Origin of the sequence: Brevibacillus sp. FSL L8-0520 (assembly GCF_037963895.1) — a bacterium.
Lineage (GTDB): Bacteria > Bacillota > Bacilli > Brevibacillales > Brevibacillaceae > Brevibacillus > Brevibacillus borstelensis.
This window is the reverse complement of the sequence record NZ_CP150171.1, coordinates 2,015,561-2,039,333: the sequence shown is the minus strand read 5'-3', so window position 1 is coordinate 2,039,333 and position 23,773 is coordinate 2,015,561. Positions and strand designations below refer to the sequence as shown.

Annotated in this window: 23 protein-coding genes and 1 riboswitch; of the genes, 2 read left to right on the top strand and 21 right to left on the bottom strand. The window is 52.7% G+C overall.

Features of this window, described 5'->3' with window-relative positions; all coding sequences use genetic code 11:
- Positions 1–41 precede the first annotated feature (41 nt).
- The 10 genes from hemW to NSQ24_RS10080 all read right to left on the bottom strand — a co-directional run bounded on the left by hemW (position 42) and on the right by NSQ24_RS10080 (position 10,544).
- Complete coding sequence (gene hemW / locus NSQ24_RS10125) at positions 42–1,187, bottom strand: radical SAM family heme chaperone HemW (RefSeq protein ID WP_003390684.1); 1,146 nt, start codon at positions 1,185–1,187, stop codon at positions 42–44.
- 100 nt (positions 1,188–1,287) lie between these two features.
- A complete protein-coding gene (gene lepA, locus NSQ24_RS10120) occupies positions 1,288–3,105 on the bottom strand; it encodes a translation elongation factor 4 (RefSeq protein WP_003390686.1) in 1,818 nt (605 codons plus the stop codon).
- 193 nt (positions 3,106–3,298) lie between these two features.
- Positions 3,299–4,321: a hypothetical protein gene (locus NSQ24_RS10115; protein WP_122958861.1), complete on the bottom strand. Its 1,023-nt coding sequence runs from the start codon at positions 4,319–4,321 to the stop codon at positions 3,299–3,301.
- Positions 4,300–4,839, bottom strand: a complete 540-nt coding sequence (locus NSQ24_RS10110; RefSeq protein ID WP_003390690.1) for a sigma-70 family RNA polymerase sigma factor — start codon at positions 4,837–4,839, stop codon at positions 4,300–4,302. The genes NSQ24_RS10115 and NSQ24_RS10110 overlap by 22 nt, the downstream gene beginning before the upstream one ends.
- 48 nt (positions 4,840–4,887) lie before the next feature.
- The gene (locus NSQ24_RS10105) at positions 4,888–5,937 is read right to left on the bottom strand and encodes a methyltransferase domain-containing protein (RefSeq protein ID WP_122958860.1); all 1,050 of its coding nucleotides are present in this window, start codon (positions 5,935–5,937) and stop codon (positions 4,888–4,890) included.
- Positions 5,934–6,746, bottom strand: coding sequence for a heme ABC transporter ATP-binding protein (locus NSQ24_RS10100; protein ID WP_024984579.1), 813 nt, complete (start codon positions 6,744–6,746; stop codon positions 5,934–5,936). The genes NSQ24_RS10105 and NSQ24_RS10100 overlap by 4 nt, the downstream gene beginning before the upstream one ends.
- Positions 6,743–7,822 (bottom strand): iron ABC transporter permease, encoded by a 1,080-nt coding sequence (locus tag NSQ24_RS10095; RefSeq protein ID WP_171506873.1) that lies wholly within the window; start codon positions 7,820–7,822, stop codon positions 6,743–6,745. Before NSQ24_RS10095 ends, NSQ24_RS10100 begins: the two co-directional genes overlap by 4 nt.
- Positions 7,823–7,941: 119 nt before the next feature.
- Positions 7,942–8,991 (bottom strand): ABC transporter substrate-binding protein, encoded by a 1,050-nt coding sequence (locus NSQ24_RS10090; protein WP_024984581.1) that lies wholly within the window; start codon positions 8,989–8,991, stop codon positions 7,942–7,944.
- A gap of 42 nt (positions 8,992–9,033) precedes the next feature.
- Positions 9,034–9,159: a hypothetical protein gene (locus NSQ24_RS10085; RefSeq protein ID WP_264484490.1), complete on the bottom strand. Its 126-nt coding sequence runs from the start codon at positions 9,157–9,159 to the stop codon at positions 9,034–9,036.
- 21 nt (positions 9,160–9,180) lie between these two features.
- Positions 9,181–9,391: riboswitch (cobalamin riboswitch) on the bottom strand.
- A gap of 55 nt (positions 9,392–9,446) precedes the next feature.
- Complete coding sequence (locus NSQ24_RS10080) at positions 9,447–10,544, bottom strand: Xaa-Pro peptidase family protein (protein ID WP_024984582.1); 1,098 nt, start codon at positions 10,542–10,544, stop codon at positions 9,447–9,449.
- A gap of 125 nt (positions 10,545–10,669) precedes the next feature.
- On the opposite strand from NSQ24_RS10080, the gene NSQ24_RS10075 reads away from it, so the two are divergent.
- Entirely contained in the window at positions 10,670–11,461 is a 792-nt protein-coding gene (locus NSQ24_RS10075) for an alpha/beta hydrolase (RefSeq protein WP_024984583.1), read from the top strand.
- Positions 11,462–11,690: 229 nt separating this feature from the next.
- Here the strand turns inward: NSQ24_RS10075 and nikC are convergent, their stop codons facing one another.
- From nikC to gpr, 8 genes are all read right to left on the bottom strand, one after another.
- Positions 11,691–12,584, bottom strand: a complete 894-nt coding sequence (nikC, locus tag NSQ24_RS10070) for a nickel transporter permease (protein WP_003390704.1) — start codon at positions 12,582–12,584, stop codon at positions 11,691–11,693.
- Positions 12,585–12,596: 12 nt separating this feature from the next.
- Positions 12,597–13,607 carry an ABC transporter permease gene (locus NSQ24_RS10065; protein ID WP_031932405.1) on the bottom strand — a complete coding sequence of 337 codons (1,011 nt, stop codon included), beginning with the start codon at positions 13,605–13,607 and terminating at the stop codon, positions 12,597–12,599.
- A gap of 83 nt (positions 13,608–13,690) precedes the next feature.
- Positions 13,691–15,340 carry an ABC transporter substrate-binding protein gene (locus NSQ24_RS10060; RefSeq protein ID WP_339167727.1) on the bottom strand — a complete coding sequence of 550 codons (1,650 nt, stop codon included), beginning with the start codon at positions 15,338–15,340 and terminating at the stop codon, positions 13,691–13,693.
- 101 nt (positions 15,341–15,441) lie between these two features.
- Positions 15,442–16,413 (bottom strand): dipeptide ABC transporter ATP-binding protein, encoded by a 972-nt coding sequence (locus tag NSQ24_RS10055; RefSeq protein WP_311315133.1) that lies wholly within the window; start codon positions 16,411–16,413, stop codon positions 15,442–15,444.
- Between the two features lie 24 nt (positions 16,414–16,437).
- Positions 16,438–17,403, bottom strand: a complete 966-nt coding sequence (locus NSQ24_RS10050) for an ABC transporter ATP-binding protein (RefSeq protein ID WP_024984584.1) — start codon at positions 17,401–17,403, stop codon at positions 16,438–16,440.
- Between the two features lie 225 nt (positions 17,404–17,628).
- Positions 17,629–17,934 (bottom strand): DUF3679 domain-containing protein, encoded by a 306-nt coding sequence (locus NSQ24_RS10045; RefSeq protein WP_003390715.1) that lies wholly within the window; start codon positions 17,932–17,934, stop codon positions 17,629–17,631.
- Positions 17,935–17,940: 6 nt separating this feature from the next.
- On the bottom strand, positions 17,941–19,122 hold the full coding sequence (locus NSQ24_RS10040) for a stage II sporulation protein P (RefSeq protein ID WP_243014382.1): 1,182 nt from the start codon (positions 19,120–19,122) through the stop codon (positions 17,941–17,943).
- A gap of 195 nt (positions 19,123–19,317) precedes the next feature.
- Positions 19,318–20,424, bottom strand: a complete 1,107-nt coding sequence (gene gpr, locus NSQ24_RS10035; protein WP_003390721.1) for a GPR endopeptidase — start codon at positions 20,422–20,424, stop codon at positions 19,318–19,320.
- Positions 20,425–20,583: 159 nt separating this feature from the next.
- Here gpr and rpsT point away from each other — a divergent pair, with 159 nt between their 5' ends.
- Positions 20,584–20,859 carry a 30S ribosomal protein S20 gene (gene rpsT / locus NSQ24_RS10030; protein ID WP_003390724.1) on the top strand — a complete coding sequence of 92 codons (276 nt, stop codon included), beginning with the start codon at positions 20,584–20,586 and terminating at the stop codon, positions 20,857–20,859.
- A gap of 157 nt (positions 20,860–21,016) precedes the next feature.
- On the opposite strand, the gene holA is transcribed toward rpsT, so the two are convergent.
- The 3 genes from holA to NSQ24_RS10015 all read right to left on the bottom strand — a co-directional run bounded on the left by holA (position 21,017) and on the right by NSQ24_RS10015 (position 23,734).
- A complete protein-coding gene (gene holA / locus NSQ24_RS10025; RefSeq protein WP_003390726.1) occupies positions 21,017–22,063 on the bottom strand; it encodes a DNA polymerase III subunit delta in 1,047 nt (348 codons plus the stop codon).
- A 253-nt stretch (positions 22,064–22,316) separates the two neighbouring features.
- Positions 22,317–23,189: a hypothetical protein gene (locus NSQ24_RS10020; RefSeq protein ID WP_039070547.1), complete on the bottom strand. Its 873-nt coding sequence runs from the start codon at positions 23,187–23,189 to the stop codon at positions 22,317–22,319.
- Complete coding sequence (locus tag NSQ24_RS10015) at positions 23,189–23,734, bottom strand: sigma-70 family RNA polymerase sigma factor (RefSeq protein WP_003390730.1); 546 nt, start codon at positions 23,732–23,734, stop codon at positions 23,189–23,191. The genes NSQ24_RS10020 and NSQ24_RS10015 overlap by 1 nt, the downstream gene beginning before the upstream one ends.
- Positions 23,735–23,773 lie beyond the last annotated feature (39 nt).

Below are 23,773 nucleotides of genomic sequence, written 5' to 3'. Positions count from 1 at the left end.
TCAATGTTTTCCCAGAAACGACTTCCCTTTTTCCTGTCTGCCTAATCGCCCAAAAAGCGGGCGAATACCTCATTCCCAAGCGGCAATGCCGTGCGAGTCAGGCGCAGCCGCCCGTCACTCCATTCGAGCATTCCTTTTGCTACTTCTTCTTCTATGATACGGCCGTATTCTTCCATGATGGTCTTTCCGAAACGGCGGCTGAACTGTTCCGCATCGATGCCCTCGCGCAGCCTGAGCCCCATGATCATGTGGTCCTCCATCGCTTCTTTCGGCGAAACCGCGAACTGTTCGACACGCGGCAACCCTTCCCGGCACATTTGCAAATAGATCGCCAGCGGCCCTGCATTGACATGCCGTTCATGATCGACATAGCCGTGCGCGCCCGCTCCCAAACCGTAATACTCCTCATTAAGCCAGTATGTCTTGTTGTGCCTGCTTTCAAATCCTGGCTTGGCAAAGTTGCTGATCTCGTATTGATGATAGCCGTGGCGTTCCATTTCCTCGATCAGCAGCAGGTACATATTCAGCTCTGTCTCTTCGGATGGAAGCGGCAGCTGATCCTTTTGGTACAAGGTATGAAAGAGCGTATTCTCCTCCACTTTCAGACTATATGCAGAGAAGTGGGTTGTGGGCAATTGAAATGCTTTTTGCAGGGTGTCCCTGAATATCTCTTCTGTTTGATCAGGCAAGCCGAACATCAGATCAATCGTCAAATTGTCAAACCCTGCCGCAACGGCATTATCGATGCTCTGATACACCTGCCCCACGTCGTGAATCCGTCCCAAACGCTTCAACAGGCTTTCATCAAACGATTGCACCCCGAAGCTGAGCCGATTCACTCCCAGCTCCCGCATCAACCGCAGCTTCTCTTTGTCCGTCGTCCCTGGATTTGCTTCCATCGAAAATTCCAGTTCCGGCGCTGCATACCGTCCCAGATGCTTCTCAACCATCTCGAGGAATCTGCGCATTTGCGCCTGATCGAGAAACGTCGGGGTCCCGCCTCCGACGAAAATCGTTTTTACTTGTTGGACTGGCCATTTGGCAAAGGTCAGCTCCATCTCTTTTTCCAGTGCGTCCAGATAGTCCCAAATCAACTGCGGATTGTTGGTGACAAACGAGTTGAAATCGCAGTAATAGCATTTATTCGTGCAAAAGGGAATGTGGATATAAACAGATTGGGGCGCCAAGATTCTTCCCCTCCTTTATTGGAAAAGTCAAAAGACCTGACATCACCGTCAGGTCTAGTATTCTGCAACATCTGCAAACTGCAGACCGGTTTGTTTCGGCCTATTTCTTGTCGTCCATCCGGAGAACAGCCATGAACGCTTCTTGCGGCACCTCGACGGAACCGACGGATTTCATGCGCTTTTTCCCTTCTTTTTGCTTTTCCAGGAGTTTGCGCTTCCGGCTGATGTCCCCGCCGTAGCATTTGGCCAGGACGTTTTTGCGCAGGGCGCTGATCGTCTCCCGCGCGACAACCTTGTGTCCGATCGCAGCCTGGATCGGCACCTCGAATTGCTGTCTCGGGATCAATTCCTTCAGCTTTTCGCAGATGATGCGGCCACGGTTGTAGGCACTGTCGCGGTGGACGATAAACGACAGGGCATCCACGACTTCTCCGTTCAACAGAATGTCCATTTTCACAAGCTTGGACGGCTTGTAGCCTGCCAATTCATAGTCAAAGGAGGCGTAGCCTTTGGTTCCTGACTTCAGCAGATCAAAGAAGTCGTACACGATCTCCGAGAGCGGCATGTCGTACTTCAGCTGCACGCGATTTTCTCCCATGTACTGCATGTCGAGAAATTCTCCGCGCTTGCCCTGGCACAACTGCATGACATCGCCCACGTAATCCTTCGGCACCATTACGGTAGCCGACACATACGGCTCTTCGATCATTTCGATCTTCTGCACTTCCGGCATTTTCGACGGGTTGTCGATCTCGATGACCTCGCCATTGGTCATGGTCACCCGGTAAATTACGCTCGGTGCGGTCGTGATCAGATCGATGTTGAATTCCCGCTCAATCCGCTCCTGAATGATCTCCATATGCAAGAGACCGAGGAATCCGCAACGGAATCCGAAGCCAAGCGCCTGGGATGTCTCCGGCTCGAACTGCAGGGACGCGTCGTTTAGCTGAAGCTTTTCCAAAGCCTCGCGCAAGTCATTGTAATCGCTGGTGTCGATCGGGTACAGACCGCAGAACACCATTGGATTGATTTTCCGGTAGCCTGGCAGCGGTTCTGCCGTCGGGCGAGCTGCGTCGGTAATCGTATCACCGACCCTCGTGTCTCCTACCGTTTTGATCGAAGCGGCGACATACCCTACATCACCCACAGTCAGTTCGTCGACCGGGGTCTGACGCGGCATCGATGCTCCCACTTCGGTTACATCGAAGGTTTTGCCTGTCGCCATCATTTTGATTTTCATGCCTTTGCGCAGCGTACCGTTTACAACCCTCACGGAAGCGATTACGCCGCGGTACGGATCAAAGTAAGAGTCAAAAATCAAAGCTTGCAGAGGTGCGTCGGGGTCCCCTTCCGGAGCCGGCACCTTTTGCACGACAGCCTCCAGCACGTCTTTGATCCCGATCCCTGCTTTTGCCGAAGTCAGACAGGCTTCGCTTGCATCCAGGCCAATGACGTCCTCTACTTCCTGTTTGACCCGCTCTGGTTCCGCGCTCGGCAGGTCAATCTTGTTGATTACCGGAATAATCTCCAGATTGTTGTCCAGCGCCAGATAGACGTTGGCCAATGTCTGCGCTTCGATGCCTTGGGCAGCGTCGACGACCAAGAGGGCGCCTTCGCAAGCGGCAAGGCTGCGGGATACTTCATAGGTAAAGTCGACGTGTCCGGGGGTGTCGATCAAATGCAAAATATACTCTTCCCCGTCGTCTGCTTTATACTTTAACTGCACGGCATTCAGCTTGATCGTAATGCCGCGCTCTCTTTCCAGATCCATCGAGTCCAGAAACTGCGCTTCCATCTCCCGTTCTGACAATGCTCCTGTCAATTCCAGGATGCGGTCAGCCAAGGTTGACTTCCCGTGGTCGATATGGGCGATAATGGAAAAATTGCGAATGCGTTTTTGTCTTTCACGGCGATCCATGTGTTGTCAGTTCCCTCCCACGCCATCTGAACGTCGCCTGTTGGTCCACCTTCAGACCGCGTTCCGAAAAAATACACTAACGTCAATTATATCAAAGCGCGGTTATGCGAGCAACAATTGAGAATAAGGCGGTTCCCACGATTTTTCGAGGACCGATCCGAACCAGGATTTGAAGCAGGTGCGGCGTATAATGCTAAGGCTTCTTCCCTTCACTTAACCGCTGCAAATATTTCTCGGGAAACAGCTTCTTTAGACTTGGTTGATAGCGGCTTCCGTCCTCTGGCATACTGTGGCTGATTACCCGGTAGGCGCCGCCTTTGCCGTTCTTCTGTTCGTAGGCGATGTCCAGGACCATCGGGCAGCTTAATCCCGGAGACCCCTCCTCTGCCTTGCCTTCAATCCTTACCCAAGCATAGACACGCCGCTTTTCCGGAGCTTGCGTTTCTACCCCGATCAGTTCAATATGGACATCGCGATCTGCTCCCAGCCAGCTCAGGTTTCCCTGGGCCGTTTGCAAATACGCGGTGATCAGCGGAGTGACAAACTCCCGATTTTCGGGGGAGACACCTTTTTCGACCTGAACAAACACTTGCCCAAAATGCTCGCTGCCCGAGAGCACCTGCAGCTTCCAGACACCCGGATCGGGAAGGGCAATGCTGGACGAAAAATGGCCATCCGCATCATACTGGGGTCCCAGAACTTCATAAGAACCAAGCTTGATGCGCTTGCCCTCCGTACTGTAGGCGACCAGCTCCACCTCTTTTCCAAATGAACCGTTCAACAGAAATGAAATCCGCTGTGCCTGATCCTCGTACAGCCCAAATTCATCTGTCATGATGCGGACAGGCTTCTCCCCGAGGTAGCTGAAAACCTGATTTTCGCTGTGTATATCTGAACGTGGCGACGGTTTCCACAAATCGGGCGGATTCACAATAGTAGCGGGTAGCCAAGGCTTCTCTTGAACGGGTTGCCGGGCTTGTTCTCCCGGCCCTACACCGGTTATCGCAGTGCCTACGAGAGCAAGCAGCAGGACAGCGGCTGCTGCCGAGGCCCAAAGGCCCCATCGCCCCGGGGGAAAGGTCCTTTTTTTTCGCCCTGCCTCCTGCTTGATCGTTCGCCGTATATTCTCTTCCATTTCCGGGGAGAACACGACGTCATGGAGTACGCTGCGATCGGCTCGCTCTTTCAATCCTTTCAGCCATTGGTCTCGTTCCATTCCCATCCCTCCCCGGTATTCATTTCCTTTTTCAACAGCTGTCTCGCCCGATGAAGCCTCGTCCGAACAGTCCCTTCGGTCACACCTAGCACCTCAGCCACTTCCGCAATGGACATTTCCCCATAATAGTGGAGAGCTACCGCCTGGCGATAGAGTGGCGGAAGCAGCAAGACAAGCCGGACCAGCTCATCCCGGGCAGCTCGCTGCAGCACGATATTTTCGGTCGACGCCTCGCCATTTTTTTGTATCCACGCTTGCGGAAACAGATTTCGAAACGTCCACGACCGCAAATAGCCCTTGCATTCGTTGACGGCGATCCGGTAGATCCAGGTATGGATGCTGCTCTCTCCGCGAAAGCCGGAAAGGTTGCGGTAGACCTTCAAAAATACGTCCTGCGTAATGTCTTCGGCCAGGTCACGGTCCTTCACCATCAAGGTGACCAGTCGCAGGACACGCGTCCCGTATTCCTGCATGAGCCGATCCAAAGAAGCCTCTGGCGTCTGCTGAAGCTTATCCACGAAGACGCGCCCTCCTTCCTGTTTCACCTTGTTAGATGCAAGAAGCCGCTATTTGTTACAGGTTTTTTTCCGAGCAAACAGAGTCATTCGCGAGACATCCGCGTTGGTCCTCACGTTTAAGCCCGCAAATGGGTACCCGCCCTCCGTCCACTTTTCCAAATCATAGTCGCCTCTCGCCGGCGATGATGGAACAGTATGGACAAGAGACAGACCTTCAACCGAATGGATATAGCCTGCCGGGTAGTCGATGATGTAGTTTTCGTGCATCGCCGTTACCTCCAATTGCTCCGACTCCAGCAGCAAGACCAGCTCCCCCGGGAGCATCAGCGCCATTTCCCGGTCCACCCGGTAGCGCGGCTGCTCCACGCTGTCGATAAAGGTCGCATAGGCAAGAGAGTAGCGGAATCGCTGGCGTGCGTAAGACGTTTCTCCCCGAACCTGTTGGTAGACCATCTTGTCGGGAAACACCCATTTTCGCTGTTCCGTTTGCCAATTTTCACCTGCAGGGGGCAAGAGGAGGTCAATCGCTACCAGACCGTCCTCGGTTAGATGCTCCTTGATCAACTGTAGAAGCCGCCTTTGTTCCGAGCGGAGCGTAAAGTGCTGGAGAAACCCCTCGGTCAAAAGCACATGAGTAAAGGTGCGATCCAGTTGCAAATGAAGCGCTTCTTGTTCCATGAGCTCCAGCAGGTGTTCTCTGCCTTTCCCCAACCGCCGCTTCTTCTTTTCCGCTAGCCCGAGCATGTCGGGACTGTTATCGATCCCGCAGACAGAAATACCCTGCCTGGCCAATTCCAGGGCGATTCTTCCCGTTCCTACTCCCAGCTCCAGAACTGCGGGCTGACGGTCGAAGGCTTGTATCCAGCCGCGGTAGAAAAGTATGCCCGCCTTTCCCGCAAACTGGTCGTAGTACGCTGCTTCCAGCCCTTTGTAAGGTGGACTGGGGAGCCGCTCGTGCCTTCCGCCCGACAGGCCGCAGGTAGAGCAAACCGAGCCTGTCAAACGCTGAAAAGGAATCCCCGGCGGCACGCCATTTTTACTGTCGCCGAGCCACTCATCATAGCGAAAACCGCATACTTTGCAGGAATAAACACTCATAGGGCCGTTGACACCTCCGCATCCTTCCGCTGCTCGCTCATTTCCATACCGGAGAAAAATACGATGTGCTTCTTTCCTGTCTTCGGATGAACATACACTTCTGTTTCGACACCGAACACTTCCCGGAGCATTTCGGGATTCAGCACTTGTTCCGGTGTGCCGGCGGCTGCAATCCGCCCTTCTTGGATCACATAGATCCGGTCGCAGTATGTCGCCGCAATATTCAGGTCATGCAGCGCTGCGAGGACGGTCAGACGGAGCGATTTCAGGAGGTCCATAATTTGCAGTTGGTAGCGAATGTCGAGATGGTTCGTCGGCTCGTCCAAAACAAGAAGCTTCGCCTCTTGCACCAATGCCCGCGCGATTAATACCCTCTGTTTTTCGCCGCCGGACAAGGACAAAAAGCTGCGCTCTGCGAAGGCTTGCATACCCGTTCGAGCCAGCGCCCTTTCCACGAGCGAAAAGTCTTCTTCCGTATCTGACTGAAATAATCGTTTATGTGCAGAACGGCCCATCAAAACAATTTCTCTAACGGTGAAATCGAATTCAACTGTGCCTTCCTGACGAACAACTGCCATTCGCTGCGCTGTTTGCCGAGGCGACAGTTGATAGATGTCTTCTCCATCTACTGTAACAAGACCCGCATCCGGCTTCCTGACCCGGTAGATGCTCTTTAGCAAAGTCGACTTTCCGCTTCCATTCGGACCGATCAGGCCGACGAATGTTCCCGGCTTAGCCTGCAAGTCGACGTGATCAAGGATTTCCTTTCCATCCAACATGACGGATACTTGCTCGGCGATGAGATTCATCTTCCGCCACCCCCAAACGAATACGAGCTTCGAAGCATGAGCCAAATAAAGAATGGCCCTCCGCACAGCGATGTAATGATACCGATGGGCAATTCCTCAGGAGCGAATGCCAGTCTGGCCACGACATCGGCCCAGATCAGAAAGCTTGCTCCCAGCAGCGCACTGACTGGAAGCACGCGGCGGTGATCGGTGCCGACAATGATGCGGACAATATGCGGCATCATCAGTCCGACAAAGCCGATTGCCCCGCTGATCGAGACGATGACCCCTGTGAGCAGCGCGGTCATAACGAGCAGCATTTTTCGGAAATGTTCGGTATTCACTCCCAGCGTCCTCGCGGTTTCCTCTCCCATCATGATCGCATTGAGCGAGCGATAATAAGTCATCAGCACGAACATCCCGGCCACTACCACAACGCCCGGAATGGTCAGGTACTCCCATTTGGCTCCCGCGAGGCTACCTTGCATCCAGAACAAAACTGTACGGATGCCATGCTCGTTAGGAGCTGAAAAGATAATCAGGCTGGTGATCGCCGAGAGTACAGCCGAAACAGCAATGCCGGACATCAACAAGCGCACGGTCGAGTTTTGCCCTCCAAGCCGCGAAAGCGCAAAAACAAGGACAATCGCCAGGAGCGATCCGGTAAAAGCCCCAATGGTCAGGGAATACTGTCCGTATAGACTGAATGCTCCGAAAAGAATTGTCAGTGTCGCTCCTACCGATGCACCTGAGGAAACCCCGAGCAAATACGGATCCGCCAACGAATTTCTTACAAGTGCCTGTATGGTCACCCCGACCACTGACAAGCCCGCGCCAACGATTGCCGCAAGCAAGACACGCGGAAAGCGAATCTGCCAAATAATCGTTTCTTCCGATTTTGACCAATCCGCCTGTATCCATTCTCCTATCAACGGAATATGGGAAAAAGCAATTTTCCAGATCGTGCCGGGCCGAATCGACACTGAGCCCAGCATGACTGCCAGGGTCGCACTGGCGATCAACACCAGAATCAACACGAACAGAACTGAGGCAAACCAGCCCCTGAAACTCCTGATATCTCTCTTGGCGATTTTCATCACCCTTCGTCCGGGGCTATCCGTGGCGGCCGAGCTCTCCAGTATCGTACGTTTCACAACTCTCACTCCTTCGGAAAAATCGACCGGTCTAACCAACGTGGAATGAATTGGTCCTGCCGTTAAAATTTCTCCGGATAAAGTCCTTCCGCGAGAGTTTTAAGTGCGAACGGCGCCCGAATTCCTTCAGCCGCTGCGGAGAGCGGCAGCACGACGATACGCTTGTTTTTAATGGCCGGCAGATCAGCCAATTCGTTTTTTGTCAAAAGCAGATTTCGTTTTTGTTCAACGGTTTTGTCTCCGTAATCAACGATGACGATCACTTCCGGCTTGCGGGCGACTACCTCTTCCCAGCTTACGCTTGTCCATCCTTTCGGGACATCGTCGAAAATGTTCTTGCCTCCTGCCAGCGCAATCAACCTGGTCATGTAGTTATTGGCAGCTGTGTACGGCTTGTCCTCTCCGCTGTCATAGACAAACACAGGAATCGGCCGTGCCACGTCTTTGATGTGATCGGTGATTTGCCTGATCTCCGTTTTCATCTTCTCGATCAGTTCATTCGCTTTTGGTTCGACTCGGAAAATGCGCCCGATATTTTGGATGTCGGCGTACACATCCTCAAGACCCGGTGCTGTCATATTGGAAGATTGCTGCAAATAAGCGTGAACGCCCATTTTCTCCAAATCCTCGACAGTCCCGACCGCTTTGTCGGTAAAGGCGCTCTTCCAGCCAGCGTACACAAAGTCCGGTTCAGCGGCAAGGAGGACTTCCTTTGATGGGTACTGCTTGGACAGCACCGGAATCTTCGCATATGCCTCCTGAAGCTCAGGCAAAATCTGATCATCAAGATAAGCAGTCCCGACCATTTTGTCTTCCAGTCCCAGAGCGAGCATGATTTCGGTAGTATGCTGACTGAGTGATACGGCTCTCCTCGGCGCTTCAGCAAAGGTGAGGGTTCTTCCATTGTTTTCGATTGTTACAGGAGACAAGGAACTTGTCGAATTCGCCGCATTTGCAGATTCTCCGCCTCCTGCTGATTGCGTTGAGCCATTTGTCGGGGCAACAGTGTTTGCAGCCGAATTCGACTCGGCTCCCCCGCATCCGGATAGTGCCAGGACAACTGCAACCCCGGCGAAAAACAAAAAGCCAAGACGTTTGTTGAAAGCTCTCATCCTTATTTCCTCCTTTTGTCATTCGCGTTTCATCGCACTTGCTTACCCCTGTATTTCAAAAAGAAAAGACATCCTCCGATCTTGCCGGGGGATGCCTTTGCGGGCAGCGGACAAAAGAAACACGGCAAAAGGATAGACCAATAGCGTCTGGCGCCGTTTCTTCGTCACACTGTCCCCATCCTCGTGGGTCGATCGTGTATGCTTTCTGGCAGGTCTCCTGGCTTGGGATCATCACGCCTTGCTCCCTTCCCATCTCGCGTTTAGACCGCGAAACAGTGGATACCAGCAAGGACACTCCCCTTTACAGTGGCGGGACCGCGTCGGGTTTTCACCGAACTTCCCTTTTAAGTGGCCGGGTACAAGAGACTACCCGGTTCACACCATAAAGCGTATGTATTCAGTTGATCGGCGATTGCGTGAGATCCTCCCGATCGTATCGGGATTCCGCCGTTGCATCAGCCTTTTCCGATTACCGTTAATTCTTTCGGATAGCGGGTCAGCACTTCGCATCCGTCCTCCGTGACGAGCACGTCGTCTTCAATGCGTACGCCGCCTACCCCGGGAACATAGACACCCGGTTCGATGGTAAAGACCATGCCTGGACGCAGCTCCTCCTGGTTTTGCCCATGGACGGACGGGTACTCATGAACATCCATGCCGAGTCCGTGGCCAAGACGGTGCATAAAGTACTCTCCGTATCCTTTGGCTTCAATCACACCGCGCGCCGTTTGATCGAGATGGGCGAAGGTTACGCCCGGACGGACCTCTGCGATAGCCGCTTCGTTCGCTGCCAGAACGGTCGCGTAGATGTCCCGAAGCTGATCGCTGATATCTCCAACCGCAAAAGTGCGGGTAATATCAGATACGTAGCCATCAGCGGAAACGCCAATATCAAACAGCAGCAGTTCGCCTTCCCGTACGTCCCGGTCTCCCGGATTGCCATGAGGAAGCGCCGACTTTTCACCGGCCAACACCATCGAAGCGAAAGAAGGTCCCTCCGCTCCGAGGCGCTTCATCTGGTATTCCAGCTCGGCAACTAACTCCGTCTCGGTCACACCCGGCTTTACTTTTTTCACAGTTTCATCAAGAGCGTCTTCGACCAGCTTGACTGCGTGTTTGATCCTTGCCACTTCATCGGCTGTCTTGATCAGGCGCATCTCTCTGAGAGGCTCTTCGATATCGACATAGCTTCCGGCAGAGACGAGTGCACTCATCGCTTCGAAACGATCTAGGGTCATATGGCTTTTTTCCAGCCCGAGCTTGTTTAATCCGGAAGGAAGCGCTTGTTTCAACACTTCATACGGGTTATCGGTATCCGTATGGGTCAAGATTTGTTTGATGCCTGACGCTTCTGCGGCTGCTTCCCGGTCCAGTGCCGGAACGATCAAGGAAGGTTCTCCAGCGGCCGGAATAACCAGGCCCATGAAACGTTCGTGCGGCTCGGTCAAAAAGCCTGTCAGGTAGTAAACGTGCTTAGGCAGTGTAATCAAAGCAGCGTCTATCCCTTGCTTTTGCAAATAAGCAAGAATGCGCTGAATGCGTTCTTGATACAAACGGGTCAACCGCCTTTCTTTGGGTATCATACTGCGAGGATACCATTTCCTTGCCAAAAAAAGAAGCGAACGGACGAAAAAACTATGCACAGGTAAGGACAGGATAAAGGGGAGGTGAATGAAAAATGAGCGAAAATACAATCGTTCCAACTGCAAATAGCTCCAGGCTGGCTGTTCAGCTTTACGGCAGCGGCCAGCCGCTTGTATGTATCCATGCACCTGGCATCGGGATGATCAACTTTTCCCGTTTGCACGGGTTGGCCGAGCACTTTCAACTCATCCTGCCTGATCTTCCCGGTCACGGAGCGAGTCAACCGCTCTTTGTCCCCTTTACGATGGCCGATCTTAGCGAGACGCTGGAGGAGATGATTCATGCTCTTGGACATAAACGAGTCGTCGTAATGGGCTATTCCCAAGGTGCTTCTCTCGCACTGGATTGGTGCCTGCGCCATCCAGATTCCATCGCGGGCCTTGTACTTATCAGCGGTTTTTCCGAGGTGAATGAGCTGTACCTGCACTCCCGCTTTTATTTGGCCGAAGCCATTGCCAAGCTGGGAGGAGTGAGCTTGCTAGCCCGCTCGACGGCTTCCTCACACCTGGACAAGCAGGCAGATAAAGAACAGTGGATAAAGCATGCCAGCCGTACGGACGCCAAAACTCTTCATCACCTGTACAGGATCGGACATCACTATCGCTGTACAGAGCGGTTGCATGAGATCAAGCAGCCTGTGCTGCTCGTATACGGCCAGCAGGACAAGCACATGCATCCGTACGGCGAGCTTCTGGAAAAACATCTGCCCAAAGCCAAACTGGTTGCTGTCCCTGGCGTAAAGCACCAGATCGTGACTCGCGCTGCCTCGTCTTTGAGTCGCCTTTGCAGAGAATTTATCGGTTCTCTCCCCGGTTCTTCGGTCTGATTGTCCTACGGGATAACATAACAACGATACGGGATTACACAAACCGGTATGGCTCCCTGCCCTTTATCACCGTCGCCGGCGTCTGTATACTGAGTCAACGCTTATCCGGGCCTAAGCGTCAGGTTCGCCGATAGGAAAAAACCCCGAATCAAGCCTCGCTTATTTCGGGGTTTTTCGTTACCGTGCTCATGGTAGCATCGTCTGCCAACCACAAAAACGATTGCTGCTCCTAGTTTTTCATCCGCGGATCCAGCGCATCGCGCAGCCCGTCTCCGATCAGGTTAAAGCCAAGTACAGTCAGCATGATGGACAAGCCCGGGAAAATAACTGTCCACGGCGCTTTTTGAATATACTGGCGGGAGTCGGAGAGCATCAACCCCCACTCCGGCTGAGGCGCTTGCGCTCCCAAGCCGAGAAAGCCCAAGGCTGCCGCTTCAATGATCGCGGTCGCAATTCCAAGTGTTCCCGTCACGATGATCGGAGCCAAACTGTTAGGGAGAATATGCTGAACGATAATATGTGAATGCTTTGATCCGATCGCCCTGGCGGCCATCACGTATTCTTCTTCCTTCAGACTAAGCACCCGCGAACGGACAAGACGTCCATAGGTGGGCACATTCACGATCGCAATCGCAAGCAAGGCATTCTCCAGAGATGGACCGAGTATAGCTACAATCGCAATCGCCAACAGAATGCTGGGAAACGCAAGCATAATATCAAACAACCGCGAAATGAGCGTATCGATCCATTTGCCGTAGTAGCCGGCTAACAGGCCGAGGAAGGTCCCGGCAACGATGGACCCGATCACGGCAAACAGCCCTACTCGCAGTGAGATCTGCGCGCCGTAAATCACACGGGTAAAGACGTCCCGCCCGTTGTAGTCCGTACCAAACCAGTGTTCAGCAGAGGGAGGCAGGTTTTTATCAACCAGTTCTCCTTTGTCGTATTCGTACGGGGTGATAAACGGTGCCAGGATTGCGAGCAAGACGAAGAAAAGAATGATGCAGAATCCGAGAATGGCCATCTTGTTCTTGCGCAGGATCCTCCAAGCATCGCGCCACGGAGAGGAGATCGGCTCATTTATCTGCTTGACTGGTACCGTTTGCACATGGGTTTCTGCCATCTTACTGCCTCCTCAGCGATATTTGATGCGCGGATCGACGTAAGCGTACAGGAGGTCGACCACCAGGTTAATCAGAACAAAAATCGTTGCGATGACCAAAATTCCTGACTGAATAACGGGATAATCGCGGTTTCCGATTGCCGTATAGATGTATCTCCCAACACCCGGCCACCCGAAAATCGTCTCGGTTAATACCGCCCCCCCGATCAGGAGGCCTACTTGCACCCCCACAATCGTCAGTACGGGAATCAACGCATTTTTCAGGGCGTGCTTGTACACGACAAAAAACTGGCCAAGCCCTTTTGCCCTTGCCGTCCGAATATAGTCGGACCGCATTACTTCGAGCATGCTGGAACGGGTTATCCGTGCAATAATCGCCATCGGAATCGTTCCCAGCGCGATTCCCGGAAGAATCAAGTGCTCCACCACATCTCGAAAATGATCCCAACGACCTGCAAGAATCGAATCAATTATATAAAAATGCGTAATCTCAGCTACTGGATCACGCGGATTGTCACGTCCAATAGAAGGCAGCCACTTCAATTCCTGGGCAAATACCCATTGTTCCATCAAGCCCAGCCAAAATACCGGCATGGAAACTCCAATTAAAGCGATCAGCATGCAAGTGTAGTCAAACCACGAGTTCTGTTTCCAGGCAGAGATGATTCCCGCATTCACTCCGATAAAAACTGCGAACAGCATACTCACCAAAGTCAACTCAATCGTCGCCGCCAAGTATGGGCCCATTTCTACGGTAATTGGCGCTTTGGAGTGCAAGGAGACTCCCAAATCCCCTTTTAGAAGATTCCCCAAGTAATGAAAGTATTGCATATACCAAGGGTTGTTCAGCCCCAGCTGTTCCCGCAAATCCGCAAGAGCCTGCGGACTTGCCTTCTCTCCCAAAATCGTCAGTGCCGGGTCCCCCGGGATGGCGTGAATAATAGCAAAAACAATTAGCGACATTCCTAGTAACACTGGGATCAGCATCAACAATCTTCTAATGGTGTAGGCCAGCAATGCCATCTCCTCGCTTTCCTTGCGTCGTCCATCGTTGAACATAAAAGAGAAGGGCAAGAAGAAAGGGTTCTTCTTACCCTTGCCACACTTTACTGAATGTCTACTTTTTCTACGCTCTCGCTGCCTTTTGGATGCGGCTGATAGCCGGTAACACCCGCTTTGGCCGCAATCGGCGGTGTAGAGTGAGCGATCGGAACGAGAGGCGCGTCGTTAAAGATCAGCTCCTGCGCCTTTTTGTACAGGGTTTCACGCTCTTTCTGGTCAGACGTGGACTGCGCTTTCAAAAGAAGCTGATGAACCTCTTCATTGGAGTAGCGAGGAATATTGTTTCCGTTAATGGTATTCTTGTCGAGCAGCGTGTACAGGAAGTTGTCCGGGTCGCCGTTGTCGCCGTTCCAGCCAAGCAGACACATCTCGTACTCGCCTAACCTTGTCTTTTCGAGATACGTAGCCCACTCCATCGTCACGATTTCCGTTTCGATGCCGATTTTCTTTAAATCCTGCTGAATCGCTTCTGCCATCTTTTTGCCGTCCGGGATATACGGACGAGGAACAGGCATGGCCATGAACTGCACCTTGAAGCCATTCGGGTATCCAGCTTCCGCTAACAGCTTTTTCGCTTGATCCAGGTTGTATTCGCGGTCCTTGATCTGGTCGTTGTAACCCCAAAGACTTGGCGGCATTGGGTTGGTAGCCGGTTCGCCAAGGCCGCTGTAGAATGCTTTCACCATCTCGGGCTTGTTGATCGCGTGGCTGATCGCTTGACGCACCTTTGGATTGTCAAACGGCTTTTTCTCCGTATTGAACGCGAGGTAACCGACGTTCATCGATGGACGCAGGAGCAGCTGCAGGTCCTTGTTTTCTTTTACCGCTTCCGCATCGTCCGGATTCAGTCCATCCATCAGATCGATCTCTCCGGACGTCAGCGCTGTCAGACGCGCTGTATTTTCCGGAATGACCTTGAAGATGACTTTGTCCAGCTTCGGATACCCCTTGTTCCAGTAGTCCGGGTTTTTCTCCAGGGTGATGATGTCATTGCGCTTCCAACCCGCAAACTTGAATGGCCCGGTACCTACAGGCTCATCTCCCAGCTTGCCTCCTTCAATCGCTTTTGGCGAAGCGATGGCAAACGGCGACATGCCCAGGTTTGCCAGGAACGGGGCTTGGGTCCTGTTCAAAACGAATTGAATCGTGTGTGCGTCCACAACCTTGATCTCTTTGATTACGTGATCAGGATCGCCTTTGTATCCCCCAAACATGTCATTATAGTAGGGGAATCCCTCTGGATTGTGGTATTTGTTGCTCTTGTCCATCCAGCGGTCGAAGTTGAACTTGACTGCTTCCGCATTGAAGTCCGTACCATCATGGAACTTTACGCCCTGGCGAAGCTTGAAGGTGTAGGTCAAGCCGTCCTCGGAAATTTCCCAGCTCTCGGCCAGTCCGGGTATAACCGTCGTGTTTGTATCCTCATAGCTCACGAGCGTTTCATAAATGTTTTCAGTCACCCTGAATGTTTCGCCATCCGTTTCCCGGATCGGATCCAGACTTTTCGTGTCAGCCCCACGTCCAATAATCAGCTGCTTCGGCTCGTTCTTTGCGGGCTCTGCTGGCGGCGTCTGCTGCTGAGCTTGTCCCTGGTCGCTCGGCTGTTGAGCCGGTTGCGAGCTTGAGCACCCTGCAAGGACCATGGAGAGTGCGAGCAGGCTACTCATCGCTGCAGTAAGAACCTTCTTCTTCATGGATGAATTCCCCCTTTTCCATTTTCCGCACATCTCTTCTCTGCTTTTCTCACTCAACGTTGTCTTGCATCCCCCCTTTGAAAGGAATTCGCGAGGCAGCGTCATGCGTTGTACAGATGGCACGCTACGAAGCGGCCACCGCCGACGTCCCGAAAGTCCGGACGAACCTGTCGGCATTCGTCTGTTACATGCGGGCATCGCGTGTGGAAGGTGCATCCTGTCGGGGGGTTGGACGGACTGGGTACATCTCCCTGCAGGATGATACGCTCCCGTACCGCATCCGGATCGGGAGAAGGTACTGCTGAAAGAAGCGCTCGGGTGTACGGATGCAGCGGCTGGCGGTAAAGCTCCTCGCTCCGGCTAAGCTCTACCAGCCTGCCCAAATACATGACTCCGACACGGTCGCTGATATGCCGGACGACACTCAGGTCGTGGGCGATAAACAAATAGGTCAACCCCAAGTCTCTCTGCAAATCTTGCATGAGATTGAGCACCTGGGACTGAATCGAAACATCCAGGGCTGAAACGGGCTCGTCTGCCACGATCAGCTTGGGATTGAGCATCAGAGCCCGGGCGATGCCGATCCGCTGCCGCTGGCCGCCGCTGAACTGATGGGGATATCGCGTCGCATGGTAGCTGGAGAGACCAACCACTTCAAGCAGCTCCCTGACGCGCTCTTTTCGTTCAGCCGGAGAACCGATCCCGTGCACCCGCAAAGGCTCCTCCAGAATCTTTTCAATATTATGACGAGGGTTGAGAGAAGCGAACGGATCCTGAAAAACAATTTGCATATTGCGCCGCATCTTGCGCAGCGCTTCTCCCTGCAAGCCGATGATGTCGGTCCCGTCGAACACCACTTCTCCAGAGGTGGGCTCGATCAGCCGCAAAAGGGAACGGCCCGTCGTCGATTTCCCGCATCCGCTCTCTCCTACCAGCCCAAACGTCTCCCCTCTCTTCACGGTAAACGAGACGTCATCTACGGCTTTGACGACGCCTACCTCTTTCCCGAATACGCCGCCTGTGATCGGGTAGTATTTCTTCAGATTCTTGACGATGAGCAGATCTTCAGCCACCTGCATGCTCCTTTCGGGATTTATTTACGTCATCCAGCAGCGGGCACGATGATTGGCTCCCACTGTCTTCAGCTCCGGCATCTGCGTCCGGCACTTGTCGTCTGCCTGTTCGCACCGCGGCGAGAACCTGCACCCCATCTGTATCGAGCCGGGTATCGGGACGTTTCCGGGGATGGAATAAAGCCGTTCCTGCGATACTTCCAGCTTGGGCAAGGAGTTCAGCAGGCCGATGGTGTATGGATGCTTCGGTTCTTTCAGGATCGTCCGAACATCGCCCTCCTCCACCACATTGCCCGCGTACATGACGACAACGCGATGACACATTTCCGCTACCACGCCCAGGTCATGTGTAATCAGCAAAATAGCCGTTCCCGACTCTTTATTCACATGCCTCATCAAATCGAGGATCTGAGCCTGGATCGTCACGTCAAGCGCTGTCGTTGGTTCGTCCGCGATCAAAAGCTCCGGATTGCAGGCCATCGCCATCGCGATCATGACCCTCTGGCGCATCCCGCCCGAAAGCTGGTGCGGATATTCGCGGACAATTCCTTCCGCCCTCGGAATGCCTACTTTTTTCAGCATCTCTACAGCGCGCCCGAGCGCTTCTTTTTTGCCCACTTTCATATGCAAGCGAATGGCTTCCCCGATCTGGTCGCCTATCGTATAAACAGGGTTGAGCGAGGTCATCGGCTCCTGAAAAATCATCGCGATTTCGTTTCCGCGAATCTCTCTCATCCGCTTTTCGCTGGCCAACACGAGGTCCTCCCCTTTAAATTTGATGGAGCCTCCGACAATCTTTCCCGGGGGGTTGGGAACCAGTTTCATGACAGACAGGGAGGTTACGCTTTTTCCGCACCCGGACTCGCCGACGATCCCGAGCACTTCTCCCTTGTTTACGGTAATGGTGACACCATCGACCGCCGGTATTTGCCCGCGGTCTGTAAAAAAGTGCGTTTGCAAGTTTTCGATTTCCAATACTGGCTGTGACATGCAGGTGCACCTCTCTAACCTTTATATTCCATGGGACAAGATGACTAACTGTCAACATTATGCCATTAATCCAATTTTTTGGCAACATATTAAATTTAGAAAATTACAATTAGGCTAAACATATTAAATATTACCTATAACGGAACCAAATGAAGAAAAGCCCGCATGGCGGGCTTGTTTGCATCCTCTTGCTTTTTCGCCAATCTGTTTGTCCGTAAACTACTCTTATGGGTCAAAAATACTGGCTAGCCACTCGATTGCGACCCTGGCGCCGTCTTTTACGATCTGACCCAAGGATTGCCCTGCATTGCTCATGTAGTTGACCACCTGACCGGGCGCTGTCTGGACTTGCTTGCCCATCACGGCGATTTCCATTTTCCCGTTATCTATCTTTTTGATGGAAAAGGTTTGCGGCGGCTGCTCCGGCATTCCGCTCACCTTCTGGATGCCGCGCTCCGCCGTTTGCAAGCCCAGCACCACTCCGATCAGCAGGACGAATAAAAGTCCTGTCAGCTTTACCGTCACATTCATTCCCACTCACCCTTTCGCGGGCGGCCCTGTTTCGGGCTTCGTTACCTTCTCCGCCTGCCAATAGTACTCCGCGAATACGTCTGCGATCGCTTCTGCCGTATTGAGCGACTCCTGCAGCGTATTTTCCGTGCCTCCGATCTCTATTAACAGACTTCCCGGTGAAATGGACTGATTATACTCGCCGTGATCAGTTTTTGCCCCTTTTTCCAGCTTGCCGCGCGACAATCCCGGATACTTCTTCTCCATAATCTGATGAAGAGCGTCGGCAAAGGCTTCGTTTTTCTCGTAGTTTTTGTTGCGTTTGCCGACGACGAACAGCGTTCTTGCATACGTTTTTCCCTTGATGGTGACGGTCGTTTCCTTTCGCGGAAGCGTATCGCGATGAAGGTCGAAGAAATAGTGGAGCTCCCGGTTTTTTTCGGTTGCTGTCCGTATCGCTTGCAGGGATTCTGCGTAAGAATGCGTATAGTCTCTGCCTTTGTCCAGCAAACGCTGATAAATGTCATCCCGATTTACATCTGCCCCGATCCCGAGGTCGTTCAGCTTTTCGGCGAGATGCTCTCCTACCAGTGAAATATTTCGTTTTGGATGATTGACGGATGTCCCGACCTGCTTTGTCTCGCTCAGCCATGACTCGCGGTTGTGGGAGTGGTACACATAGACGATTTTTTTGTTGCCTGTCGTAGGTCTTGCTGCAGGATCTTTTTTATTGTCTTCTGCTGCCGGGGCAGTCGCTTCTACGGCCGGCTCCGCGTTGGCAGCGGGAGGAGATGCATCGATCACCTGCTTTGGAGCAGGCGGGTACTCGGCATAATGTTCGGCGAGCGCCGTTCCCTCTCCCTCATTGCCAAAACGCGGAGCTTCCCCTGTCAACAATCCGGGGATCTCTCGGCCCAGCAAGCTGCGCAAATCGCCCGGATTGATGCTTGTCGCAAGCTGAAACATGAAGCCAGTCACGCTGTTTGCCCCTCTGTCTGTCGAGGCGTGTACAGTATCAGTCAGGGCAGGAATCTCCTGGCCCATCCATTTCAGCATGTGCAAGCTGGACACGTGGGCGGCTGCCTGTTGAACCGCAGTCGAGACGATCATGACGCGATTTCCGCCGAGGGACATCAGTCCAGTCACTACAAAGAGAAAGGCGGTAAGTATGGAAAGGATAATAAATTGACGTTGTATCAGGGGTGCCATCTGTCTCCTCCTCATGCTGCGGCGTTGACAATCCAAGACGACCTGCTCGTCGACCGCTTGTCTATGCTTTAGCCTATGAGCGTCATAGAGACGATAGAACCCCTTCCTAGCTTTTCTCTCAATTGTGTTTTGCTTGCGTTTTTTTGCGGAGGTTGGGACTTGTCTGCTCCGCTTGTGTTCGCCGTTTACGCTCCCTCAATGCGTATATGCGGCACTGTTTTGACCGTCCACAGCACGGTGAAGAGCACGATTCAAACCGGTCGCGATCACGTTGGCGACCCCCTCGATAAAATCGTCTACCTCTTTTGGCGTAACTACCAAATCCTGACCAAGCGGGCGCAGAACTTCATGGATCAGTTGCTGCTTCTCTTGTTCGGGAAGCGAGCCTACCAATCCCATAAAGGTCTTCCTCGACTCCATGTCCGGCAGGTCCTCCTCGGTGTACGGTTCCTTCCGCTCGGGGAGCGAGCTCATCGCCAGCTTGTTGAATGCCCGGCTGCTCTCCTTCATGGATTGACCGAAATGGCCGAGCAGATACGTAATCGCATCGTTCACAATCGTCGAGGCAAAAACAACTGTCGGAACGCCGATCGCGATTACCGGAACACCAAGCGTCTGTTTGTCGATTGCCTTCCGCTTGTTGCCGACGCCTGATCCCGGATGAATACCGGTATCGGAGATCTGGATCGTGGTATTTACCCGATGGAGCGCCCGCGAGGCCAAGGCGTCAATGCATATGACGAAGTCAGGCTTGCTCTTTTCCACCACGCCGAAAACAATTTCACTCGTCTCGATGCCGGTAATGCCGAGTACCCCTGGGGACAAGGCGCTTACCTCCCGATACCCTTCCTCTACCGACTCTGGTGCAAGCGTAAACAGATGGCGAGTCACCAGGAGGTTCTCCACGACCATTGGTCCCAGAGCGTCCGGCGTCACATTCCAGTTTCCCAAACCGACGACGAGCGCCTTTTTGTCCTCCGTAATCCCCAGGCGTTCAAGAAAAGCGGCAAACTCTTTTGTAAAGCGCCGCGCGACCTGCTCTTCGACCGCTGTATCGTTGTCCCGCAGCTTTGGCACTTCGATGGTGATATAGTGGCCTGGCAGTTTCCCGATAGTTCTCCCCGCCTCCTCGGTTTCCACCTGCAGACGGGTAACCTTGATTCCCCGCTCGCTGTCATCCGTTTCAATCCGCACTCCCGGCATGACATCGGAAGCGCTCTGCTGCTCTTGTACCAGCTCATGTGCCTCCAGAGCAAGGTCTGTTCGTATAGCGTACCTTGACAAGTCGATATTGTGTTCCATCACCGTGACACTTCCTTTCCCCATTTTGTTCCTGCTACTAGCTTGCTTGAATCATCATTTTTTATTCCGAATCCTTTCTTGCAAATGGGTGAACTGCATGCTAGAATATGTTTTGTTGTATGTATTGCACGCCCATGGTCGTCTAAGGAGGTGACACACATGCCAAACATTAAATCCGCGATTAAACGCACCAAGCAAATCGAAAAGCGCCGCGCACAACGTGCTTCTCAAAAGTCCGATCTGCGTACTGCTGTGAAAAACTTTGAGAAAGCGGTAGCTGCTCAAGATGTAGATTTGGCGAAATCCACTCTTCTGGTGGCTGTGAAAAAGCTGGACAAGGCCGCTACGAAAGGTCTCATTCATAAAAACGCAGCAAACCGTCAAAAGTCTCGCTTGATGAAAAAGCTCAACGTTCTGTCTGCTCCTGTAGCGTAACGTTGAACCGGAAAAACCCGCGAACATTTCGTTCACGGGTTTTTTGTTTGAAAAAATTTGTCGCATCGCTGTTCTGAAGCTCGTTTTTTCTTCTGAAGCGACGCCTTTCTCTAGCAAACAGAAAGGCAGCGTCCTGGACGGACAAAAAGCCAAACGGTCAGGACCGCTTGGCTTTCATCCTTTCCTCAAATACGCGCGTCATAAACAGCTCCAGAGCCAGCCGCTTGTCCACCTGTCCCGACTTCATCCGGAAATCCTCTTCCGCCAAAATGGCAAGAAGCTTGCGAAGCGCCTCTTCTGAAAAATAGCGGGCCTGTTCTCCCGCCTTTTTCACTGCATATGGATGAACCTTCAGCATCCCGGCCAACTGCTGTTGCGAATAGCCCTTGGGCGCCCATTGCCGGACGTGCAGCAACAGACGAAATTGTCTGGCCATCAGCGCGAGCAGACGAATCGGCTCTTCTCCCGTCTTCAAACAGTCGTACAGCATGCGCAGCCCCTTGTCCAGCCTGCCTGCGGCGATCTGTTCGATCAGGGCAAAAACGTCTTGCTCCAATGTCCGAGAGGCCAGCTTCTCGATCACTTCGTCTGTAATCACGCCGCCCTTCCCGCCAACGTACAAAGACATTTTTTCCAGCTCTTTGTCAAGCAGGCGCAAATCTCCGCCGATCCGCTCCGCCAGCTTGGCTGCGAGCGATCTCTCCATACTGGTTTCGTATTTCTGGGCTTGACGCTCGATCCATGCGTACAAATCCGAATCTCGCAGGTGCGGAAACGGGATTACCCTCGCTTTTTGCTGCAAGCTTTTCACCAGTTTTTTTCGTTCGTCCAGTTTATCTGCATCCGTGTACAGAATCAGTGTCGTGTATGACGGAGGTTGCTCCAGATAAGGAATCAGGACATTCGGATCGCTCTCGTGCTTCGTCTGCGGCTTGCTGCCTGTCAAAAAATACGCTTGCTTGGCGATAACCAGGCGATGCTCCCCCAGAAAAGGCAGCGTCTCCGCATCCTGCAATATGTGAGACAGCGGGGTTTCCGTACAGTCGTACACGCTCAGGTTCAAATCCGCGTATGCCGGATCGATCATTTCCCGCTTTGCTAGAGTCATGAATTCCTCAGCGAGAAAGGACTCGGGTCCGTAAAGTACATAAATCGGAGCGAACTGTTTTTGTCTGATCTCCCGAATTGCCGAAAGAAGCGGCATGATGTCCCCCCCTAAGGTCGTATTCGGTGTAATTATAGCATAGACGTGCACCTGCAAACGAAAAAACCGCAACCCATCAGGTCACGGTTTTCTTCCGTTGGCACCTCTATGTAAACGTTTTGGGGAGAAGCCCCGGGATACCTCCTCCCGAAACGGTAAGCAGGGGGTGCTTGATACTTTACTATACGCATCCCTTGCCGGATCGGTGCCAGTACACTTGTCATCATTTGCTTTCGACACGAGGGATTCCTAGTCAATCCTCATCGTCTTTGTCCTTGTCTTGACGATCATCTTGATCATCGTCGTCATCTTTCTTCTTGTCCTGCTTTTCCTTTTCTTTTTCCTTTTTTTCTTTTTCCTTCTTCTTCTCTTCTTCATCCGGTACTGCTACACCGTACGGAAAGGCAGGCTTCTCGTCCTGACCTTTCACGGCCGGCTTCGGTGGGGGCTTGGGCACGTTTGGATCAGGCTTTTGCGTTTTTGCTGGAACCTGTTGCTGCTGTTGTTTTACTGGCGTTGTCTTTTGTTTTGGAGTCTGTCGTTTAACCGGTTGTTCTTTCTGGGACTGCTCCTTCTCCTCCTCAGGTACGATAGGTTGAGATGGATTATTGCTGGGAGGGGGAGTGGGCGGCCCCACTACAGCCGGTTGGACCTCTTCTGGAGGCTGGACCGACGTTCCTTGCCGGTATTCGTCTTCATCCGGGGAACTTGCGGGATTCCCCATTACTACAAGGCCGATCAACAAACTGGCAGCAACAACACCGCTTCCGATCCGCGCCGTCCACAGGGTGACGCGGTTCCACTTTCGCCGCTCATGCACGGGTGATGTTTTCGCTGTCAACTGCTTTGGCTCCAGCTTCGGCAAAATCTCCTTTTCCGAGCCGGCTGCGGCAGCTGGCCGGACCTTCTCGGACTCCAGCTGCGGCAAAATCGTGTCGACAATACTAAACCTCGGTGTCACAGGGGGAAGCTGTTCCAACTGCTCGGATACTTTTTTCAAACGGTCATACATGAGCTGCATGCTTGGCTTCTTTAGGAGTAAGTCATGAAGCTGCCGCTTCTCTTCCGGTGAGAGATCTCCATCCAGATCCCGCTGCATGCATTCCCAAATTTCTTCGTCGGTCATCAACCTATCCCCCCTTTCTCGTAGTCGTGCAACAGCTCTTGAAGCTGTTGTCTGGCCCGAAACAAGTACGACTTGACAGTGTTTAGCGGCAATTCCAGCGCTTCGGCAATCTCCTGATAAGAGAAGTCCTCCAGATAGCGCAGGACGACTACCATGCGATACTGCTTTGGCAATTTTCCAATTGCCGCTTTTATATCTTGCGACAAACTGTTGAGAAGGATTTCGTCTTCCACGTTGTTACGATCAGGAATGATTAACTCGTGCTCGTCAATCGAGACCGTCTCTTTCTTCGCGCGAAATTTATCCATGCAGACATTGCTCACGACCCGCTGTACCCATGTGGAAAATTTCGCCTTCTCCTGGTACGTATCTATTTTACGATAAATCCTGATCAATGCTTCTTGTGCGGCATCGAGAGCATCCTGTTCATTGCCAAGGATGTAAAAGGCGCTACGGTAGACAGAGGTCTCAATTGTGCGGAGGAGCTCTACAAGCGCTTCATGATCCCCGGATTGCGCTTTCCTGATTAACTCTGCTTCTCCCATATTCTCCTCTCCCTCCTACAGACGGGGCGCTGTTAAAAA

Bases quoted from the DNA above. Each gene is read 5' to 3' on its own strand.
- lepA (WP_003390686.1), bottom strand. From the start codon at position 3,105: ATGGATCGCCGTGAAAGACAAAAACGCATTCGCAATTTTTCCATTATC.
- NSQ24_RS10115 (WP_122958861.1), bottom strand. From the start codon at position 4,321: ATGGAACGAGACCAATGGCTGAAAGGATTGAAAGAGCGAGCCGATCGC.
- NSQ24_RS10105 (WP_122958860.1), bottom strand. From the start codon at position 5,937: ATGAGTGTTTATTCCTGCAAAGTATGCGGTTTTCGCTATGATGAGTGG.
- NSQ24_RS10100 (WP_024984579.1), bottom strand. From the start codon at position 6,746: ATGAATCTCATCGCCGAGCAAGTATCCGTCATGTTGGATGGAAAGGAA.
- NSQ24_RS10095 (WP_171506873.1), bottom strand. From the start codon at position 7,822: ATGAAAATCGCCAAGAGAGATATCAGGAGTTTCAGGGGCTGGTTTGCC.
- NSQ24_RS10090 (WP_024984581.1), bottom strand. From the start codon at position 8,991: ATGAGAGCTTTCAACAAACGTCTTGGCTTTTTGTTTTTCGCCGGGGTT.
- NSQ24_RS10075 (WP_024984583.1), top strand. From the start codon at position 10,670: ATGAGCGAAAATACAATCGTTCCAACTGCAAATAGCTCCAGGCTGGCT.
- nikC (WP_003390704.1), bottom strand. From the start codon at position 12,584: ATGGCAGAAACCCATGTGCAAACGGTACCAGTCAAGCAGATAAATGAG.
- NSQ24_RS10065 (WP_031932405.1), bottom strand. From the start codon at position 13,607: ATGGCATTGCTGGCCTACACCATTAGAAGATTGTTGATGCTGATCCCA.
- NSQ24_RS10060 (WP_339167727.1), bottom strand. From the start codon at position 15,340: ATGAAGAAGAAGGTTCTTACTGCAGCGATGAGTAGCCTGCTCGCACTC.
- NSQ24_RS10050 (WP_024984584.1), bottom strand. From the start codon at position 17,403: ATGTCACAGCCAGTATTGGAAATCGAAAACTTGCAAACGCACTTTTTT.
- NSQ24_RS10045 (WP_003390715.1), bottom strand. From the start codon at position 17,934: ATGAATGTGACGGTAAAGCTGACAGGACTTTTATTCGTCCTGCTGATC.
- NSQ24_RS10040 (WP_243014382.1), bottom strand. From the start codon at position 19,122: ATGGCACCCCTGATACAACGTCAATTTATTATCCTTTCCATACTTACC.
- gpr (WP_003390721.1), bottom strand. From the start codon at position 20,424: ATGGAACACAATATCGACTTGTCAAGGTACGCTATACGAACAGACCTT.
- rpsT (WP_003390724.1), top strand. From the start codon at position 20,584: ATGCCAAACATTAAATCCGCGATTAAACGCACCAAGCAAATCGAAAAG.
- holA (WP_003390726.1), bottom strand. From the start codon at position 22,063: ATGCCGCTTCTTTCGGCAATTCGGGAGATCAGACAAAAACAGTTCGCT.
- NSQ24_RS10020 (WP_039070547.1), bottom strand. From the start codon at position 23,189: ATGACCGACGAAGAAATTTGGGAATGCATGCAGCGGGATCTGGATGGA.
- NSQ24_RS10015 (WP_003390730.1), bottom strand. From the start codon at position 23,734: ATGGGAGAAGCAGAGTTAATCAGGAAAGCGCAATCCGGGGATCATGAA.